Annotated in this window: 18 protein-coding genes; 11 read left to right on the top strand and 7 right to left on the bottom strand. The window is 69.7% G+C overall.

Features of this window, described 5'->3' with window-relative positions:
• Positions 1 to 40: 40 nt before the first annotated feature.
• The 3 genes from ACK5NO_RS02115 (at position 41) to ACK5NO_RS02105 (ending at position 4,755) form a co-directional block, all read left to right on the top strand.
• Positions 41 to 2,926: a hypothetical protein gene (locus tag ACK5NO_RS02115; RefSeq protein WP_416811017.1), complete on the top strand. Its 2,886-nt coding sequence runs from the start codon at positions 41 to 43 to the stop codon at positions 2,924 to 2,926.
• Positions 2,923 to 4,284 carry an SWIM zinc finger family protein gene (locus ACK5NO_RS02110; protein ID WP_416811016.1) on the top strand — a complete coding sequence of 454 codons (1,362 nt, stop codon included), beginning with the start codon at positions 2,923 to 2,925 and terminating at the stop codon, positions 4,282 to 4,284. The genes ACK5NO_RS02115 and ACK5NO_RS02110 overlap by 4 nt, the downstream gene beginning before the upstream one ends.
• A 156-nt stretch (positions 4,285 to 4,440) precedes the next feature.
• On the top strand, positions 4,441 to 4,755 hold the full coding sequence (locus ACK5NO_RS02105) for a DUF6458 family protein (RefSeq protein WP_416811015.1): 315 nt from the start codon (positions 4,441 to 4,443) through the stop codon (positions 4,753 to 4,755).
• Positions 4,756 to 4,857: 102 nt separating this feature from the next.
• Here ACK5NO_RS02105 and ACK5NO_RS02100 read toward each other — a convergent pair whose 3' ends face one another.
• Positions 4,858 to 6,186 (bottom strand): MFS transporter, encoded by a 1,329-nt coding sequence (locus ACK5NO_RS02100; protein ID WP_416811014.1) that lies wholly within the window; start codon positions 6,184 to 6,186, stop codon positions 4,858 to 4,860.
• Between the two features lie 202 nt (positions 6,187 to 6,388).
• Between ACK5NO_RS02100 and ACK5NO_RS02095 the strand changes: the two genes are divergently transcribed.
• Positions 6,389 to 8,416, top strand: coding sequence for a GMC family oxidoreductase (locus ACK5NO_RS02095; RefSeq protein ID WP_416811013.1), 2,028 nt, complete (start codon positions 6,389 to 6,391; stop codon positions 8,414 to 8,416).
• A 62-nt stretch (positions 8,417 to 8,478) separates the two neighbouring features.
• On the top strand, positions 8,479 to 9,165 hold the full coding sequence (locus ACK5NO_RS02090; RefSeq protein ID WP_416811012.1) for a DsbA family oxidoreductase: 687 nt from the start codon (positions 8,479 to 8,481) through the stop codon (positions 9,163 to 9,165).
• Between the two features lie 9 nt (positions 9,166 to 9,174).
• Here ACK5NO_RS02090 and ACK5NO_RS02085 read toward each other — a convergent pair whose 3' ends face one another.
• From ACK5NO_RS02085 to ACK5NO_RS02075, 3 genes are read right to left on the bottom strand one after another with little or no spacing between them, the layout of a single operon-like run.
• Positions 9,175 to 11,079, bottom strand: coding sequence for a cation:proton antiporter (locus ACK5NO_RS02085; protein ID WP_416811011.1), 1,905 nt, complete (start codon positions 11,077 to 11,079; stop codon positions 9,175 to 9,177).
• Between the two features lie 9 nt (positions 11,080 to 11,088).
• Entirely contained in the window at positions 11,089 to 11,757 is a 669-nt protein-coding gene (locus ACK5NO_RS02080; protein ID WP_416811010.1) for a response regulator transcription factor, read from the bottom strand.
• Entirely contained in the window at positions 11,748 to 13,049 is a 1,302-nt protein-coding gene (locus ACK5NO_RS02075) for a sensor histidine kinase (protein ID WP_416811009.1), read from the bottom strand. The genes ACK5NO_RS02080 and ACK5NO_RS02075 overlap by 10 nt, the downstream gene beginning before the upstream one ends.
• A 110-nt stretch (positions 13,050 to 13,159) precedes the next feature.
• Here ACK5NO_RS02075 and ACK5NO_RS02070 point away from each other — a divergent pair, with 110 nt between their 5' ends.
• The 6 genes from ACK5NO_RS02070 (at position 13,160) to ACK5NO_RS02045 (ending at position 18,069) form a co-directional block, all read left to right on the top strand.
• Positions 13,160 to 13,660, top strand: a complete 501-nt coding sequence (locus ACK5NO_RS02070; RefSeq protein ID WP_416811008.1) for an SRPBCC family protein — start codon at positions 13,160 to 13,162, stop codon at positions 13,658 to 13,660.
• A gap of 51 nt (positions 13,661 to 13,711) precedes the next feature.
• Positions 13,712 to 14,056: an ArsR/SmtB family transcription factor gene (locus tag ACK5NO_RS02065; protein WP_416811007.1), complete on the top strand. Its 345-nt coding sequence runs from the start codon at positions 13,712 to 13,714 to the stop codon at positions 14,054 to 14,056.
• 24 nt (positions 14,057 to 14,080) lie between these two features.
• A complete protein-coding gene (locus ACK5NO_RS02060; protein ID WP_416811006.1) occupies positions 14,081 to 15,058 on the top strand; it encodes an SRPBCC family protein in 978 nt (325 codons plus the stop codon).
• Positions 15,059 to 15,105: 47 nt separating this feature from the next.
• A complete protein-coding gene (locus tag ACK5NO_RS02055) occupies positions 15,106 to 15,324 on the top strand; it encodes a DUF4287 domain-containing protein (protein ID WP_416811207.1) in 219 nt (72 codons plus the stop codon).
• 243 nt (positions 15,325 to 15,567) lie between these two features.
• A complete protein-coding gene (locus tag ACK5NO_RS02050) occupies positions 15,568 to 17,157 on the top strand; it encodes an ABC-F family ATP-binding cassette domain-containing protein (protein ID WP_416811005.1) in 1,590 nt (529 codons plus the stop codon).
• Positions 17,158 to 17,226: 69 nt separating this feature from the next.
• Positions 17,227 to 18,069 (top strand): MerR family transcriptional regulator, encoded by an 843-nt coding sequence (locus tag ACK5NO_RS02045; RefSeq protein ID WP_416811004.1) that lies wholly within the window; start codon positions 17,227 to 17,229, stop codon positions 18,067 to 18,069.
• A gap of 34 nt (positions 18,070 to 18,103) precedes the next feature.
• Here ACK5NO_RS02045 and ACK5NO_RS02040 read toward each other — a convergent pair whose 3' ends face one another.
• From ACK5NO_RS02040 to ACK5NO_RS02030, 3 genes are read right to left on the bottom strand one after another with little or no spacing between them, the layout of a single operon-like run.
• The gene (locus tag ACK5NO_RS02040) at positions 18,104 to 18,433 is read right to left on the bottom strand and encodes a DMT family transporter (RefSeq protein WP_416811003.1); all 330 of its coding nucleotides are present in this window, start codon (positions 18,431 to 18,433) and stop codon (positions 18,104 to 18,106) included.
• Positions 18,430 to 18,777, bottom strand: a complete 348-nt coding sequence (locus ACK5NO_RS02035; RefSeq protein ID WP_416811002.1) for a DMT family transporter — start codon at positions 18,775 to 18,777, stop codon at positions 18,430 to 18,432. Before ACK5NO_RS02035 ends, ACK5NO_RS02040 begins: the two co-directional genes overlap by 4 nt.
• Positions 18,774 to 19,283 (bottom strand): TetR/AcrR family transcriptional regulator, encoded by a 510-nt coding sequence (locus ACK5NO_RS02030; RefSeq protein ID WP_416811001.1) that lies wholly within the window; start codon positions 19,281 to 19,283, stop codon positions 18,774 to 18,776. Before ACK5NO_RS02030 ends, ACK5NO_RS02035 begins: the two co-directional genes overlap by 4 nt.
• Positions 19,284 to 19,312: the final 29 nt, after the last annotated feature.

Raw genomic sequence — 19,312 nt, 5'->3', positions numbered from 1 at the left:
GCCCCCGTCGCTACCGTGACCCCAGGTACGAGGGGGTGTGGTGAGCGAGATTGTGCAGTGGGCGGCACGACGAGTGTTCGGCGCGCGCGAAGCGGCCGACCGGCGGGCACTCAGGGAGACCGCCAGCGCACTGTTTGGCTCGCCCGTAGACCTCGACGATCCCGAGGCCGTCGCACTGGCGGTGGAGGCCCTGCCCGAGTCTCGGCGGGCTCCGCTCGCGCCGGTCCTGTACGAGTTCGCCCGCCCATGGCGCAAGGACGTCAAAGGCGCCGTGACGGGTGACATCCAAGGTGAGCACGTGCGCCAGATCGCACTCTTCGGCGCGGCGACCGTCACAGCGGCAGACCGGGAGCTGCTGTGGCTGCGACCGGCGCGCATCGGCGCTCCCGTGCACCCTGAGGCGGTACGGCTGTTGGCCTCTCGTCCGGCTCGCGTGAGGGCCGCCTGGCTCAAGGAGTGCGCGCGCTACCAAGAGGGAACCGCGGGTTGGTGGGCGATCAGGGCGTGCGAGCAAGCGGGCTTCACCGACGGCATGCCGTCGCGCGACGCGGCCTACTGGCGGGCGGCGTGGGAGGCGACAGCCTCGCGCTGGTCGCGTGCGGATGAGGTCTCGCTCGCAGGGGAGCAACTGGCGGCTGATGCGCAGCTGCGCGCCGGGATGGCGACCTCGCTCGCCATCCCCACCGTCGCGGACCACTTCGCCGGCTTCGCGGGAGACCAACTGGCCGCCGTCGTGTTGCCGCACGTGGAGGCCGGTCTGCTTGACCGGCTCGCCTTGCTGAAGGCCGCGCTCACGGGTCTGGCGGCCGACCCTCGTCCCGGCACGGCGGGCGCGCTGCGCCGCCTGGTCGTGGCCCTCGACCCCACACCCGACGAACTCGCTCCGCACGCGAGTTCCCTGGTCTCCGTCCTTGAGAACGGACGCGCCGCCGAGCACGCTCAGGTGTGCGCGTGGCTTCTGGCCATCGCCCATGGGGGTGTCGACCTCGACGTTGACAGGATCGCGATGGCCGGCGCCGCGGCCATCGAGGGCGGCACTAAGGCCAGCGGCCGAGCGGTCCTGCGCTTGCTCGACACGCTCGCGCCCGCCGTCCGGGCCCCAGAGGTCGCGCGGGCCTTGCTCGCTCACGCGCATGCCGATCTTCAGGCCGAGGGGGTACGTCGCGCGGTCGCTTGCGAGGGCGCCGATGCGCTTGCCGAGTACCGCACGCTCGTGGCGCCTGGGGTGCGGGTGGGGCTTGAGGAAGCGCTGCGGGTCATGGGGCGGCTCGGCGAGGACCACGGCCACGGCGGCCACGGCGGCCACGGCGGCCACGACGGTGAGCCGGAGGCAGAGGAAGGCGGCACGCCCGAGGCGCCAGCACTGGTGGCCCCCACGCCCGTCGAGCCCGCGCTGACCCCCGAGCAGTTCGCGGAGGTGCTGTCGCACGTCTGTGCCGTGCCCGGCGGACGCGGCGCCTCGCCAGAGGATCTTGAGCGGCTGCTCGATGGCCTTTGTCGGTACCGCGCCCAGGACCTGGATTCGACGTTGCTGTCGCCGGCGCGCGCCGCCGTCAGGCGCCGCTGCGTGCGCGCGCACGCCGCCGACGGTGCGGTCGTCACCGTCGCCGCTGGGCCTGAAGACGCCGCAGTCCTGGCGTGGCTCGAGGGCGAGGCTCCTGTGACCACGGAGCATCTGTACCCCGCGACGGGGGCGTGGCTCGATGCGCTGGTGGTCCCGACCGTGGCGGTAGACGACACCCGCTACGCACATCGCCGCTCAGATCCGGGCGGGCGCGGAGCACTCGAGGCGCGGTGGTGGGAAGCGGCCGCTGCCAGTGCTGTCGCGCCTCGACCGAGCCTCGCCCTGCCCACCCGCAGCGATGGACTCATCGCTGCGCCCGAGTTCGTTGAGCGGTTGGCCACGCTCGTGACGAGCGGCTCTCGCGCCGGTCGCTTCGAAGCCGCCCACGCGCTCGCGCGGCTCGATGTGGACGGCATCGACGGCACGCTCGCGCACCAGCTCACGGCGCTGGACCACGACATTGCTCGCGCGGCCCTCGCACTCGTGGGCGACGGCCCGGGACCACAGGAGGCGGCGCTCGCTGCGCAGGTTGCCGCCGAGCACGACCGTGTGACGGACGTCGAACTGCAGTCCGAGCGGACGCAGTGGGGTGTCCTCATGAGTGCGCCGCTGCCCCTGGTCGAGCCTGCACGCAAGCGCTCCACGCTGCACGTGACGGATCCGGTCTCGAGGCCGCTGGCTGCGGTGACCTCGAGGGCGCTTCACGGGAGCTTTCAGGCGCACGTGCGCGAACTCACGGGCACAGGCGACTGGGACGGCGGGCGCAACGCCTGGGCACTGACGCTCGTCCCGCGTCATCGCGACCTGGTGATGGCAGAGCTGGCCGTCGCCGTCATCGAGGATCCCGATTCGTCGCGCCGCGACCGCGACGAGGTGTGCGCGGTGCTCGCGCTCGGGCAAGGCGGCTCGCCCCTGGGGGCGGGTGCCCGCATGCTCGTGGTGGCCGTCGCCCTGAGCGCGTTGCCCGAGCCGCGCGCGGCGCTCGTCGACGTCGGGGCGCTCGCGCTGCCTGCCGTCGACCCCCACGCCACAGGCACCCTGCTCGCGAGGATGGCGAACGAGGGCGCGCCGGGGCTCGCCCGCGCAGCCACCCTCTTTGCCCAGATGGCCCGCACTGACGCGGCGTCGCACGTAGCGGCGCTGTGCGAGGCAACGGTGGCGGGCATCGACGGCTCCCACCGCGACCTGGGTGCGCTGCTCGAGGCCTGGGAAGTCGCCCTCGATCGCGGTGGCGCACCCGCCCTGGCGAGTCTTGCGGACCCCAAGAGTCGTGCGGCCCTGGAGGGCGCATCGGCCGGTTCCAGCAAGCGAGCCAAAGCAGCCAAGCGGCTGCTGGCCCATGCGAAAGCACTCACGCCATGACCACCGAGCACGCCATCGCGTACGCCACCCGCTCGACCCTCGACGCGCGCGGGCTTGGGCTCGCGACGAGCGGCGGGCGCGAGGCGCATCCCCACTTCTTCGAGGGATTCCTTGAGCAGCCGGAGCAGGTGGCCCGAGCCTTGCTCGCGATCGCAGAGGTGTCCCGCACGCGGTACTTCGATCCCGGCGTGCGGGCCCGCATGAAAGACCCCGTCGTCACCTCTAACCTCACGGTGCTGCGCTTCGAGAGCTTCTCGAGCTGCAACGGCGTCTATGCGCGGCTCGACATTGACGCGGCGGGCTTCGACGCCCAGCACCTCGACTGGGGCACCACCAATGTGGACCTCAACGAGCCGGTGCGCGCGGCACTCGCAGGGGTGGGCTCGGGCGAGCCTCTTCGCCTGACCGTCGGAGCGGAATCCTTGGGGGTGGAAACCCTCACGGGTGCCGCCGTCGAGGAGCGCGTGCCGCTGCCAGAGCGGTGGCTGCGTGGCTTTTCCGAAGCACAGATCGCACAGGCCGACATGGCGCCAGTGGCGCGTCTCGAGGGGGCCGCCGCCCGCGCCGCCATTCGCGACCTGCCGCGCCTGCGCACCGGCCGTCGCACGCCCTGGGTGAGCTTTGGCACAGGGCCCGTACGGGTCACGTCGGTTTCGACGGGGCAGGTCGCCGCGCTCGTCGAGCCCCGTCGCCTCGAGACGCTGGGCCGTGTCGCACGCTGGGCGCGCTCGCTCACGGTGTATGCCCCGCCGATGCGATCGCGGGTCGCGCTCGCGGGCGCGGGTGCCGCGCCTGCCGCGCTGCAGCCGTCCGCCTGGGTAGTCGAGCTGGAGGGCGCGCGCTACACGCTCGTGATCTCGCCCGAGCAATGGCGAGGCTTCTCAGGCGAGGGGCACGTGCTCACGTCGCTGGCCGGGGTCGACGAGGCCCATGTGGCACGCGTCGAGCGCCTGCTCGAAGGCCAGGCGGCGCTCGATCCGGCGGCGCTCGCGACGACGACCGGGCTCGACGAGGCCACGGCGGGTGCGGCGCTCGCGGTGCTGGGCGCCGCTGGCCGGGTGGGCTTCGACCTCACCGCAGGCGCCTACTTCCACCGCGACCTGCCCTATGACCGATCCGCTTTGGCTCAGGCCCAGCCGCGCTTGCGCGACGCGTGGGAGCTGGTCACGGCAGGCGCGGTCACGGCAGGCACGGGACAGGGCGAATGGGTGGTCAACTCCGCTGGCACGCGCTACCCCGTGACTCTCGCGCCGGAGGGCGACCGCTGCCTGTGCCCCTGGTTCGCCAAGCATCGGGGCGAGCGGGGGCCGTGCAAGCACGTGCTCGCCGCGACCCTCACGGCGACCGCACAGCGGTAGCCGGCCCGTGCATCGGCCCTGCTAGACGGCCGATGCGCGAATCACCCGGGAATATGCGTGCACCCGGGCGGGTTGGGAGGGGAGCAGGCGTCGCCTGGGGACAGTCCCCGGCGCATCGCGCAGATGGCGGCGCCGCCCTACGGGAGGAGACCAGTCATGGCCATCGGTACCGGCATCTTCATGATCGCGTTGGGCGCGATCCTCGCCTTCGCGCTCAACGAGAGCGTCGAGGCAGTCGACCTATACCTCGTCGGGTGGATCCTGATGGGCGCGGGTGTGCTCGCGATCATCATTTCGCTCGTCATGAACGCGCAGAACCGCAAGCGCACCACCGTCACGGAGCAGCGCACCGATGCGCCCGCCGTGCAGCAGACTCAGGCGCCCGCACAGGCGCCCGCTCAGGCGCCCGCTCAGCAGGGCGGCTACGTCTCCGAGCGTCGTGAAGAGACCGGCGGCCCGTCCACCGTCTAGCAGGTCGCGCGGCTCTCAGCCGCGTGGGAAGTGGTGCGAGGAGCCGCGCCCCTGGTCCCTGGGGGCGCGGCTCCAGTGCGTTGAGGCGGGACTCACGGCCAACTACGGCTGGCTCGAGACGTCTTCGACGTGCTGGGCGCGCAAGGTGAGAAGCGCATCGTCCCTGTTGTTGATCTTGCTGGGATAGGTGAACTGCAAGCGAGGGCGGCTGCGGTGGTACGTGACCTCGAGGTTCCAATAGCGCAGCGACCAGCCGAACGCGACGAGCGCGATGGCGAGCGACGCGATGCCGCCCACGCCCACGGCCCAGCGCGCGCTGACGTTCTCGCCGATCCATCCGATGAGTGGGCTACCAATGGGTGTGGTGCCCATGAGCATCATCGAGTACAGCGCCATCACGCGGCCGCGCATCTGAGCGGCGGTCGTGGTCTGGACGTAGGCGTTGGCGCTGGTGAGCATGGTCAGGGCGAAGAAGCCCACGAGCATGCCCGTCGCGGTGTAGGTCGCGAAGGTGGGCATCGCCGCCATCGCGCAGCTGGTCACGCCAAAGGCTCCAGCGGCAGCCAGCACCGTGCGCATGCGGGGGCGCCGACGGCGGGCGGCCACGAGTGCGCCGGTGAGTGAGCCGATGGCGAGCACGGAGCCGACGATTCCGTAGTCCGCGGGTCCGCGGCCAAATTCGACGCGCGCCATGAGCGCTGAGGTCATCTGGAAGTTCAGTCCCAGCATGGCGACGATCGAGACGGTCACGGTGATGACGATGATGTCCGCACGCTCGCGCAGGTAGTGGAAGCCCTCCCGGACGGCTCCCTTGCCACGCGGGGCTCGGGGGACCACCTGCAACTCGCTCATGCGCATCGCGACCAGGGCGATCATGGTGGCGACAAAGGTCAGTCCGTTGATGACGAACACCCAGCCGGGGCCGACCGCGGCGACCGCGAAACCCGCGACGGCAGGACCCAGCAGGCGGGCGGCGTTGAACGATGCGGAGTTCAGGCTCACCGCGTTGGCGAGTGAGTCCTCGGGCACGAGCGAGGACACGAAGGTCTGGCGGACCGGCTGGTCGAAGGCGCTCACGACGCCCAGCGCGAAAGCGAAGGCGTACATGTGCCACAACTCGATGTGGCCCAGCATGATGAGCGCGCCAAGGGCGATGCCCAGCACCGCGGCGGCGCCCTGGGTGGCCATGAGCAGGCGCCGTGGCCTGAACCGGTCGGCGGCCACTCCCGCGATGGGCCCCAGGAGCAGGAACGGCAGGAACTGCAGTGCGGTGACGATGCCCACGGCGGTGCCGGACTCGTCGGTGAGGTCGGTCAGCACTACCCAGTCTTGGGCGATGCGGTGCATCCAGGTGCCGACGTTGGAGACCAGTGCTCCGGCGAACCATAGGCGGTAGTTGAAGTAGCCCAGCGACGCAAAGGTGCGATTCATGCAGTCCGGCCAGTACGAGGTGTGGGCATGCCCTCTAACCTACGCCGTCAAATGGATCCATTTGACGGCGCAGAGCCCCTCCCCACCCGAGCAAATGGATCCATTTGACCGCTTCGCGTCCCTCCCCACCCGAGCAAATGGATCCATTTGGCGAGAGAGGGGGTGAAACATTGGTGTCACGTCACCGCCCTACGCTGGGCGCATGACGGGGGTAGATCATGACGCGCTGGCAGGGTGGGCCGATGCGGTCTTGCCCGAGGCGCACCGGCGCGCCGCGCGCCAGGACGGCACTGTGGTGCGCGTGGCGCGCATTCTTGCCACCGAGCACCCTGACTGGGCCCAGCGGTTCGCGGACCTCAACCGCCGCGCCAAGCGGGTCAGCACTGCGGCGCTGCACCACGACCCCGACGCCCAGTGGCTCGCGCGACTGATCACCCAGGTACACGTGTCGTACCCGGCGACGTGGCCGGACATCGGCTGGCGCGAGTCCCCGCAAGCCGTTCCCGAAGGCACGGACCTTCCCTCCGAGGTGCTCGCGTGCGTGGTGCCCTACGACCACCTGGGCGCGCGCTACGACGTCATTGTCGTTGGCTCGGGGGCCGGCGGGGGCGTGGCCGCCCAGGAGTACGCGGAGGCGGGACGCTCGGTGCTCGTGGTCGAGCGCGGCGACGCGCCCCTGACCGACACCCTCGCACGCGACCACCTACGCAGCGCCCACGCGGACTCGGGACTTGAGGCCATGTCCGGGCCCCCGCTGACCGGCAACCCCAGGATGGGCGGTGCCGGCGAGCAGTGGGCGCCGTCGCACCCGCGCTGGGGCAACAACGCGATGACCCTGGGCGGGGGCACGCGAGTGTCCGGCGGGCAGGCATGGCGATTCGCCCCCGAGGACTTCCGGATGGCGAGCACGTACGGGGTGCCCGAGGGTTCAGCGCTCGCGGACTGGCCCGTCACCTATGACGAGATGGAGCGCTACTACGCTCACGCGGAGTTCGAGTGGGGCGTGAGCGGGGCGCCGGGGCCGCCGCCCGTAGAGGGCCGCCGTTCTGGGCCGTTCCCGCTGCCGCCGTTGTCGCGCACCGCTGCCTCCCAGCGTCTGCGCGAAGGCGCGGAGCACCTGGGATGGGGGACGCTCCCCGTGCCGATGCTCGTCAACTCCGAGCCGTATCGCGGACGTGCCGCATGCATCCGATGCGCCCAGTGCGTGGGCTTTTCCTGTCCCGTGGGCGCGAAGGCCGGCTCGCAGAACACCACCCTGTGGCGGGCGGCGCGCACCGGCAGGCTGACCATCGTCATGGGCGCGCAGGCGGTGCGACTCACGGCCTCGGCTCAGGGTCGGGTCACTGGCGTGGTGCTGCGCGGCGGCGTCGACGACGCACCGTGGGAGCTCACGGTCCAGGCCGACGAGATCGCGCTCGGGGCGGGCGCCATCGAGAGCGCTCGCCTGCTCCTCGCCAGCCCCACGGACCACGAGCCCCACGGGATCGGCAACAATCACGACCAGGTGGGACGCCACCTGCAGGCGCACGTCTACGCGGGCGCCGTCGGGGTGTTCGCTGACGAGGTCGAGGAAGGCATGGGACCCGGTCCGGCCGTCGCGACCAACGACTTCCGGCACGGCAACCCCGGCCTGGTGGGCGGCGGTGTGCTCGCGAACGACTTTGTGCCGACCCCCGCATCGGCGCTGAGCATTCTGCAAGATGCGCGCCTGCTGCCCTTCGCGGGCGAAGAACTGCTGACCGGATTGGCGCACCTTCTGCCGCGCTTGCAGCGCGTGGTGGGGCCCGTGCACGAGATGAGTACGGCCGATGCGCGGGTCACCTTGGACCCTCGCGTCACCGATGCTCGGGGCATGGCCGCGGCCCGGCTGAGCGGCGACGTGCACCCCGAGGATCTGCGCGTGCAGAGCTTCTTGACGAGCCGAGCCGAGGAATGGCTGCGGGCGTCGGGGGCGCTGACGGTGGTGCCGTACGCACAGCGCACGCGTGGCCAAGGTCCGAGCGTGGGTCCGCACCAGGCGGGCACGTGCCGCATGGGGGTGAGCCCCGAGTCGAGCGTGCTCGACCCGGTGGGCCGGGTGTGGGGTCACGAGAACCTGCGTGTGGTCGACGGCGCTGCGCTCGTCACCAACGGGGGCGTGGACCCGGTGCTCACGATCATCGCCAACGCCTACCGGATCATGGACGCGGCGGTGGGTGCGGACGGCGCCGACGACGGCTTTGGCGCCTGATCTGGAATGACCCCGGCATGGCGCGCGTTGGGGTCACCGTGACTGACACCACCATGAACCCCATGACTGACGCCCTCCAGCCCGAGACTTCCCCCGAGCGCCTGCGTATCGACGTGTGGGCCGACATCGTGTGCCCCTGGTGCTACGTAGGCGAGGCTCGCCTGCACCGCGCGGCGCTCGACTCGGGGCTGCCCATCGAGGTGGTGGTGCACGCGTTCGAACTCGATCCGCACCAGGAGCGCCCCGAGCGGGTGCTCGACATGCTCAGCCGCAAGTACGGCGTGTCCGAGCAGGATGCCCAGTCCATGGACGAGCGGGTCGCGGCGCTCGCCCGTGCCGAGGGCCTGCCCTACGTGTCTGACCGGGTCACCGCCAACACCTTCGACGCGCATCGGCTCATCGCCGCAGCCGCCGAGGCGGGGCGTGGGCTTGAGGTGCGAGCGGCGATCCAGCGCGGCCACTTCTGTGGCGAACTCGACCTGTCGAGCCACGATGACCTCGTCGCCGCTGCCGTGTCGGCGGGACTCGACCGCGACCTCGCGGCGCGGGTGCTGGACGGCGAGGACTACGCGGCCGCGGTGCTGTGGGACCAGGAGCAGGCGCGTGAACTGGGGGCCACAGGCGTGCCGTTCACCGTCGTGGGCGGCCGGATCGCCATCCCTGGCTGCGTCGAGGCCAACCAGTACCGCCAGATCATCGAGCAGGTCGCCGCTCAGCGGGCCGCCGACGAGGAGTCAGTGCGGGCCTGATCGCCTCAATTACTTCGCGTTCTCGCCTTTGGGAACGCTGGGGGCCGATGCGGCGGGAGCCTCGCGCTCGAGCGCTCGCGCCCGCTTGGACTGGTCGGGCGCGAAGTACAGCACCGTGGAGCCCGCCAGGGGGATGAAGGGCTGCTCCTCGGAGTAGAGCCTGAAGGACCCCGTGGGGCCCACCTCGCCCACGAGCACCCACTCGACGTTGCGCTCGCGCTGGCGTTCCTGCCACTGGTCCCACCCAAAGTCGGCGGTGAGCTTCGTGGTGTGGACCGACCAGCCGTGCTGGGTGCGCTCGTTGAGTTGGAAGTAGTCCCACGCGCCGTCGAATGCGAAGGAGGCTCGGCGTTCAAAGGGCAGGCGACGCTCCTGGTGGGGGGACTCGCCGTGCGTGGCGATCATGAAGGTGCGGTGGTATCCCACCTCGGCGCCCTGGGCGCGCGAGACCAGAGCGTTGTAGTAGTCGTTGTCCGTGGCGCACAACACGTAGGACAGGCGGTTGGTGTCGATGTGCTCCTCGGCGTGCTCGGACAGCACCTCGCCAAAGTACGTGGGCACGCCGGCCATGCGCAGCGGCTGAAGGCGCTGGTAGGAGCCGTCCGCCACGACCACGGCCACCTGGTGGTCCGTGAGCGTGGTCGCGAGCGATTGTGCCCACGGCGAGGCCCCAACGATGAGCAGCCCGTTGGCCTCTCCCGAGGCGAGCCCCAGGCGTCGTGCGAGCCAACCGATGGAGAAGCCGTGGGCGAGGACGGTCGTGATGATGACCAGGAAGACCGTGGGCAGGAACACCGCGCCGTCTTCGTAGCCTCCCCGCTCGATGAGTTCGGGGCCAAAGACACCGGCTGTGGCGGCGGCCACGATGCCGCGTGGCGCAATCCACCCCATGAGCACGCGGTCTTGCCAGCGGATGGGGCTGCCGATCGTGACGAGTGCGATCGTGAGCGGGCGCACCACGAACATGAGCGCGAGCACAAAGCCGATGATGCGCCAGTCGATGAGGCCCAACTGATCGAGCTCAAGTTGCGCGGGAATGATGATGAACAGCGCGGACAGGATGACCACGGACAGGCCCTCCTTGAAGTCCAGCAACCGCTCGCGGTCCGCGAGGTTCATGTTTCCCAGCACGATGCCCATGAGCGTCACGGCGAGCAGACCGGACTCGTTGACCACGTGATCGGCGACGGTCGACACGACGAGGACCAGCACGAGCAGCAGGGGCGAGCGAAGGTGCGCGGGGACCCAGCCGCGACGGAACATGAGACCCATGCCGTAGCCGGCGGCGCCGCCTAGGACGATCGCGATCAGCACCGCACCCGCGAGGGTCACGACGACCGAGGCAAGCCCCAGGGCACGGGCGATTTCTTCGAGGTCGGGGTCGGCGTTGGCGTCGGCGATGAGGAAGTACTGAAGCGTCAGCAATGCCAGGAGCACGCCGATGGGGTCGTTGATGATGCCTTCCCACTTGAGCAGGGAGGCGGATTGCTTGTTCAGGCGGGCCTGGCGCAACAGCGGGATGATGACGGTAGGGCCGGTCACCACCAGGAGCGCGCCCAGCACCCAAGCCACGGGCCATTCGAGGCCGCCGATGAAGTAGGCGGCGAGCGCTCCCAGCGTCATCGCGACCGGCGGGCCAAGGATCGTGAGTCTGCGGATGCCGACCTTGACGTCCTTGATCTCGTGGAAGCGCAGGTCCATCGCGCCCTCGAACAGCACCACGGCGACGCCCAGGCCGATCAGGGCGCTCACTTCCTCGGAGTTGGCCGGCACCTCGATGATTCCCGACAGGGGCCCCAGCAGGAGTCCGGTCGCGATCAGGACGACGATCGCGGGGATCTTGAGGCGCGTGGCAAGCAACTGCGCGGCAAGGCCTGCGGCGAGGATGACGACCAAGGTGCCTGCAAAGGTCATGGTCCGAGACTAGACCTGCGTGCTCCTGCCGTGCGGGCGCTCACCCAGAAACTCGAGGACGGCGAGCACGCGCCGGTGATCGTCGCTGGCAGGGATGAGACCCAGCTTGGAGAAGATGGCGGAGATGTGCTTTTCGACGGCGCCGGCCGAGAGCACCAAGGCGTCTTGGATGCCCCCGTTGGAGCGGCCCTCGGCCATGAGGGTGAGGACTTCCCGCTCCCGAGCCGTGAGAGCCTCGAGCGGATCGCAGCGTCGTTGGACGAGCCGGGCGGCGAGGTCGGGGTCGAGTGCAGTGCCGCCGGCCGCAACAGTCTGAAGCGCGCGTTCGAAGGCCTCAAGGTCGGTGACGCGGTCCTTGAGCAGGTATCCCACGCCGCCGGCTCCATCCGCGAGCAGGTCTTCCGCATAGGCGCGCTCAGTGTGTTGTGACAGCAGCAGGCAGGGCAGGCCAGGGAACTCCTGGCGGAGTGCGAGCGCCGCGCGCAGGCCGTCGTCGGTGCGGGTGGGAGGCATGCGAATGTCAGACACGACGAGGTCCGGTCGTGGGCCGCGGCGCACGGCGTCGACGAGCTCGGTGGCGGTCGATACCGACGCGAGAACCTGGTGGCCGAGCTCGTCGAGCAGGCGCACCAGGCCCTCGCGCAAGAGTGCAGAGTCGTCTGCGATCACTACGTGCACGGGACCTCCGCGGTCACGACGGTGCCTCCCGTCGGGTTGTCGGCGATGGTCAGCCTGCCACCGACGCCCTCGATGCGCTCGCTGAGGCCCTGGAGGCCGTGACCCTTGGCCGCGCTCGCCCCTCCCTTGCCGTCGTCGGTGACAGTGAGCGTCAACCGTCCCGCACTCGTGGTGACGGTCACGGTAGCGGCCGATGCGCCGGCATGCTTGGCGATGTTCGCGAGCGCCTCGGACGCGGTGAAGTAGGCGGCGGTCTCTGCGGCGATACCGAGCGGTTCCGTGAGGCGGGCGGTGACCGTGGTGGGCACGGTGGAGCGCTCCGCCAGTGACTCCAGGGCGGCGGTCAGGCCGCGCTCAGTGAGCAGTGGAGGCGCAAATCCCCGTGTGAGGCTGCGCAGTTCGGCGAGGGCCTCGGCGCTTTGTTCGCGGATCGACGCGAGCGCCGCGCGGGCGCCCTCGGGGTCGGACTCGAGTCGCCGCTCGGCAGCCTGCGCGTCCATCTGGAGGCGAATCAGGCGCTGCTGGGGACCGTCGTGGAGGTCGCGTTCGATCCGTCGCAGGGACGTCGATTCTGCCGATGCTGCGGCACGTCCGGCGTCCTTGAGTCGGTTGACCTCTGCGCTCAGGCGTGCGGCCTCGGTGGATCCCAGGAGTGCCTTGCCTGCCGTCAGGTGCAGCGAGGCCAGCGCGTGAATGACCCAAGGCAGCGAGGCGAGGAAGATCACGCCAATGATGAACTGTCCGGCGGGAGAGTTGAGCCACTCCAGGATGAGCACGTCCGTCGGGGGGTTCTCGGGAAGTGCCCAGTGCCAGGCGTACACCGTGATGCCTGCGGCGGCGGTCACGGTCCACGCGAGGGCGATGCTCCACGTGGCGACCGTCAAGGGGAACGTGGCGACCGCGTGCAGGAGGTCTCGCCACCGTTGCGGGTCACGGAAGGTGGCGAGCATGTGGCGGATGGCCCCCGCATCGGCCGGGTGAGACGCATAGAGGCCATGGACCTCGCCGTCGCCCAGGGCGCTCAGGCGGGTGCGCTCGAGTTGTGCGAAGCCGCGCGCGGTGCCCAGGGTGGCGGCACCGAGGGGCAGGCCCACCCACACTACGAGCGTGCCCAGCGACAGAGCGGCGAGGGTCACGAGCGTGACGAACGCGGCGAGCGCGATGGGCAGTGAGAGCAGCAGATAGCCCAGTTCGCGCCCGAGCCGAGTCAGGGTGCGGGCGAGGTAGGGGCGGTCATCGCGTACAGGCGCGGTGGCGGTGGGGGCGGAGGTGTTCATGGTGGTAGTGGTCATGATTCCATCGAACCGGCGGCGGCGAGAAGGGACACTGGTGCGCTCCGCCATGGTGGGGTGGGGTTTTCCCCCGTCCTGCACACCGGGCGCTGCTGGGGCACACTGGCCGCATGGGGGATGCACCGATGGATCCTGCCGAATACGGCCGTGTCATCGACGTCGACGGCGTCGCAGTGCTGCGGTTTGAAAGGCGCCTGCCGTACGCGCCGCACGAGGTGTGGCGCGCGCTCGTCGAGCCTGATGCGACAGCGGCGTGGGCGTTTCGCATGGAACTCGAGCCGCGACCGGGCGGCACGGTGCGCTTCGATGCGCCGGACACCCCCATCGTGGGCGACGTGATTGCCTGCGATGAGCCGCGGGTGCTCGAGTACGCGTGGGGTGGCCACGAGGGCCACTGGCACGTGTGCTTCATGCTCGACGCTGACGGCGACGGTACGTGGCTCACCTTTGACCACCTCGCGCCGCACCCTCATTCGCCCGACTTCGCGGCCGGATGGCACTGGCACCTGGACCGGCTCGGGGAGCTCCTTGAGGGCGGGACGCCTGCGGCGGTGTACTCCGACGAGCACTTTGAGGAACTGCAGCGGCTGTACTCGCGCGGCGAGGGCTGACGGTGGGAGATCTGTTGACACCCGCATCGGCCCGGCGTAATGTACAACCAAATGGTTGTACGACACTCCACGGAGCTCACCGACGACGAGGTGGACCGGATCTTCCGGGCACTCGCCGACGCCACGCGCCGCGACATCGTCAGACGTACCCTCGAAGCAGAGGCGTCCGTCTCCGACCTTGCCGGCGCCTACCACATGTCCTTCGCGGCGGTGCAAAAGCACGTCGCGGTGTTGGAGGGAGCGGGTCTCGTGACCAAGCATCCCCACGGCCGTGAGCGCATTGTTCGCGGCAACCCTGAGGCGATCCGGCGCGCGCAGGCGCTGCTGGACCGCTACGAGCAAATCTGGCGTGCGCGCATCGACCGGCTTGACGCGCTGCTCGCCGCTGACGAGTAGCACCCCTCACGAAAGGTCCCCATCATGCCAATCACCTCTGTGTCGAAGGACCCCGAGTCCCTCACGATGACCGTGGTCGCCGAGTTCGACGCCACCCGCGAACGCCTGTGGGAGGCGTACACCGATCCGCGCCAGATCGAGAAGTTCTGGGGCCCCGTCGAGTGGCCAGCGACCTTTACCCGCCACGACGTGTTCCCCGGCGGCCGGTCGCACTATTACATGACGGGGCCCGACGGCCAGCAGTCCGGGGGAGTGTGGGAGTTCCTGGCCGTGGACCCCGGGCACTCCTTCGAGGTCCGCGACGCCTTTGCCGACGGCGAAGGCAACGAGAACACGGACATGCCCAGCATGCGCATGACCTTCGTGTTCGAAGAGCGCGAGGGCGGCTCGCGAATGACCACCACCACGTGGTTCGGATCGGCCGAGCAACTCGAGCAGCTCCTCGCGATGGGCATGGAAGAGGGCATGGCCTCCGCCATGAGCCAGATCGATGACGTGCTCGCGGACCTTGCCTCGTTCGCGGCGGGCAAGGGGGCGGACTTGCAGGTCCTGTCCGACACCCAGATCCGCGTCTCGCGCGTGATCCGCGGATCCGTCGAGCAGGTGTGGCGCGCCCACCACGAGCCCGAGCTGCTCAAGCGGTGGCTGCTGGGTCCCGACGGCTGGACCATGACCGTGGCGGAGCCTGCGGTGTCCGTGGGCGACACGTTCCGACAGGAGTGGGCGCCCAACGAAGGCGTCGAGGGCGAGCCGTTCGGCTTCACCGGCGAGTTGCTCGAGGTCGACGCGCCGTTCCGCGAGGTCACGACCGAGCAGATGATCGGCATCGAGGGAGAGCCGAGCATCAACGAGCTCACGCTGACCCCCCACACCGATGGCGCCCTGCTGACGCTCGTCATCACCTACCCGAGTTCCGAGGTACGCGACATGGTCGTCAGCACCGGCATGGTCGATGGCATGGAGGCCTCGTACGCCCGGCTTGAGCGCGAGGTGCTCGCGTGAGCGCGCCCACCACGGCCGCCGGCAACCCTCGGGTGCCGGCGCCCGTGATCGAGCCCGGCGCCAAGCTCGCTGGCCCCAAGTCGTACTTCCCCAACATCGAGGCCAAGTACGGCAAGCCCATGCAGGAGTGGCTCGACCTGGTCGCCGACGAACTCGCGGCCGGCAAGGCGCACATGGAAGTCGTGGGCGTACTCAAAGAGGCGCACGGCATGGGCCACGGCCACGCCAACGCGGTGGTCCACTACACGAAGTCCCACCTGCAATAGCCCGCCCTGCCTGGCCCCAATCTCCCGCCTGGCCCCTCCCCGTCCCGCCCACTCCCTGGAGGCAAGTGAGGTCCACGGATCGCCGCCCATCCGCCCTTCGAGGCAAGTGATGCTCACAGAAGTGGGCGTATGCTGGCCTCGTTGCACTCCCGGCCGTGAGGACACTCCGTTGAAGATCTAGGTTCGCCAGACGCTCAGTCTGGCCACGCGCATCTGTAGCCACCAGACGATTTGCGAGAACCTATGCCTGCCCTGTCCTTTTCCCACCTCACTTTTTGCTGGCCCGACGGCACCCCTGTGTTCGGCGACATTACGGGCGCCATCGACTCAGGCCTGTCCGCCCTCGTGGGGGCCAACGGCGTGGGCAAGTCCACGCTGTTGAAGCTCCTCGCGGGTGAACTCGCCCCCGACTCCGGCGCCATCACCCGTCCGCCCCGCCTCGCGTACGTACCTCAGGACGTCGCGCTTGACCCGTCTGCCAGGGCCGATGCGGCCATGGGGCTCGCGCTCATTCGCGCCGCCATCCGCGCGGTCGAGTCGGGCGACGTCGATCAGCGTCACTTCGACGTGATCGGCGATGATTGGGACGCTCAGGAGCGGGCTGCCGCGACCCTTGCGTCGCTGGGTTTGCCTCCCGACACCCTCGACCGCACGGTGGGTGAGTTATCGGGAGGTGAGATGACCAGGCTCGCGCTCGCGGCCGCCTTGCATGCCCGTCCCGACGTGCTGCTGCTCGACGAACCCACCAACAACCTCGACGGCCAGGCCGCACAGCAGGTCCTCGACGCCCTCGTGGCCCGCTCCGGCGCGACGCTCGTGGTCTCTCACGACCGCAGGGTGCTCGAGCGCGTGTCCGCGATTGGCGAACTGAGGCGCGGATCGCTGCGCTGGTTCGGCGGCGCGATCGACGCCTACGAGGACGCCCTCGCGGGAGAACGAGCCGCCGCGGAGCAAGCCGTGCGCACCGCGAAGTCCGATGTCGCGCGCCAGCATCGCGAGCTGCGTACCTACGTTGAGGGTGCCGCGCGGCGCTCCAAGGTAGGTGCGGCCAAAGCAGAGAGCATGCCCAAGATCCTCGCCAATGCCCGCAAGCGTCAGGCCCAGGTCACGCTGGGTCGCGTGAGGGGGATGCACGAGGACCGTCTGGCCGATGCGCGAGAGAGCCTCCAGCGCGCCGAGGACGCGGCCGACCGGGACCGCGAGATCCGCGTGCTGCTGCCCGACACCGACGTGCCGGGCCGGCGGGACGTGCTCGCGCTCGACCGATGCGTCTTGGCGACCGGCACAGAGGTGACGGCGAGTATCCAAGGCCCCGAGCGCATCGTCCTGGCGGGGCGTAATGGTGCGGGCAAGACGACACTGCTGCGCACCGTGCTGGGCGACCTTGCACCCCAGTCTGGGACGGTGGACTTGCGGGTGCCGACGGGATACCTACCGCAACGGCTCGACGTGCTCGACCCTCGCCTCACGGTGGTCGACAACGTGCGGGCCCGCGCCGCCGACGTGAGCCCGCACGAGGTGCGCGAGGCGCTCGCACGGTTCCTCTTCCGCGGTGCCGCAGGGGACGCGCTCGCGGCGCAGTTGTCGGGCGGCGAACGACTGCGGGCGGCGCTCGCGGCGGTGCTCCTGGCGCGGCCGGCCCCGCAGTTGCTGCTGCTCGACGAGCCGACCAACAATCTCGATTTCGCCTCTCGCGCGCATCTGATCGAGGCGCTCGAGGACTATCGAGGCGCGCTGATTGTCGTCAGTCATGACGCGGCCTTTGTCGAGGAGCTAAGGGTCCAGCGGGTGTGGGAGATGGGCCCGGACGGCCTGGTGGATCGCGCCCTGTGACGGATGGTGCGCCACCCAGCAACACGACCGCTTGACACTCCCCCGGGGGCAGAGACCAGCATCGGCTGTATGAGTGAAAGCCTGTACGGCATTGGCGAGTTCGCGGCCCTCACGCGGCTGTCGATCAAGGCCCTGCGTCACTACGACGAACACGGGATCCTCGCGCCCGCGTTCGTCGACCCGGTGACGGGGTACAGGCGGTATACGTCAGATCAGATCGGGCGCGCGACGCTTATTGGCGACCTGCGGAGGGTGGACGTGCCGCTCGTCACCATTGCGAGCATCCTTGACGCGTCACCGTCCGAGGCCGTCGAGATCTATCAAGAGTGGTGGTCGCGCGAGGAACGCCGCCACACCAGCCGTCGCGGCATCGGCCGCTACGTGACAGCGCGCCTGCGCAGAGAGGGGCAGCCGCCCATGGACATTCAGACCCGCACCGTGCCCGAGCGCAAGCTCGCGGTCATCGCCGCCGAGCTCTTCCAACCCGAGCTCGATTCCTTCATCATGCGAGCGTTCCACGACCTCTTCCAGTGGGCCGAGCGCCATCCTGGGTTGCGCGACCAGACCACCACCCCCGACAGTCCGACCTACGTGATCTTCCATGGACCCGTCACCCCTGATCAGAGTGCGCGGGTGGAGGTCTGCATCGTCATCGACGGGCCCGCCGAGCCCGAAGGCGACATCACGCTGAGGCTCGAAGCGGCACACGAGGAGGCCTACGTCGAGGTCACGCGCGCCGGCCTGCAGTTCCCGGACATCCTTGCCGCCTACGACGCCGTGGCCATGTGGGTGACCCAGCACGGCACGGTGCTTGAGGGCATGCCGTCGCGGGAGGTGTATTTCGCCGATGTGCTCGCCGCCGGGATGGACGACGTGGTGGCCTCGGTGGCGTATCCCTTCGCGCGGGGGTGAGGGCCGCGGCCCGGTCACCGTTTGGGCAGCAGCTCTAGTGGGCGGCGCCAAGCTCAACCAGCAGGACTCCGCCCATGATGAGAATGAGCCCGAGGCTCATGACCCATGTCAGTGGTTCTTCGAAGAAGATGCGGCTCAGGATGGCAGTGAGAGCGACGCCGGCCGCAGTCCAGATGCCGTAGGCGACGCCGAGCGCGACACCTTCGGCGAGGACGACGGAGAGCATGGTGAAGGCGAACGTATAGCCGCCTGCGACGGCGAACCACCAGAGCTTGCGTCCGGAGGTTGCCATGCGTAGCGAGAGGGTCGCAGTGACCTCGGTGACGATCGCGGCGACCAGGCAGGTGAGGGCAAGGGAGGTCACAGCGTGGCCTGCGCGTTCTTGCGGGCGGCCTGAGAGCCGAGTTCGACAAGGAGCACGCCGACCATGATCACGGCGATGCCGATGCCCATCAGCAGGGTGAGGGGTTCGTCAAAGATGATGAGGGACATGATCGCGGTGAGTGCGACGCCGCTCGCGCCCCAGATGCCGTATGCGACGCCCAGGTTCATGCCGTGGCGCAGCGACATGGACAGTGCGGAAAACGAGCCGAGGTAGCCAGCGGCCACGGGGACGTACAGCCACGTGGCGTCGAGGGCACCCTTCAGGCACAGGGAGGCGGTCACTTCCAACCCGATGGCGAGCGCGAGGTACAGCCAGTGGGTCATGAGCGCGAGTCCTCGGGGAGCAAAGACCGGGCGACATCGACGACGGCGGCGCGTTGCGAGTCGTCGAGCGGGAGCATGTCAAGGCAGCGGTCGAACCAAGCGCCGTCCGCGATCAGCCGTGCCGCGACAATGTGCGGGTGGTCTGATTGACCGAACCAGGAGTCCATGCGCTCGGTCCACTGAAGAGTGAGCTTGTCGCGCAGGCGGAGGTCCGCCATGAGGGCGAGGTCGGCGGGGTCCAAGTCGCCCATGAGCGCGTACTCGATGTAGGCATGCAGCCGGCCGATCGGGTCGGCATTGGCCCCCGCGCGCTCGGTGAGGTCGGCTTCCCATTTTTCGAGCAGATGGTCCAGCACCGCAACGCTCAAGCGTTCTTTGGTGGGGAAGTGGTGAACCACTCCCGGCTTGGTCAGCCCGGATGCGCGGGCCACGGCGTCGAGCGTCAGCGCTTCGCCTGCGCGAAGGACATTGAGCGCGGCATCGAGGATTTCTGGTTTGGTCGCCACTGAAGAAACCTACCATACGGATGGTAGGT

This window comes from Demequina sp., from assembly GCF_047975725.1.
Lineage (GTDB): Bacteria > Actinomycetota > Actinomycetes > Actinomycetales > Demequinaceae > Demequina.
This window is presented reverse-complemented; position numbering and strand designations above follow the sequence as displayed.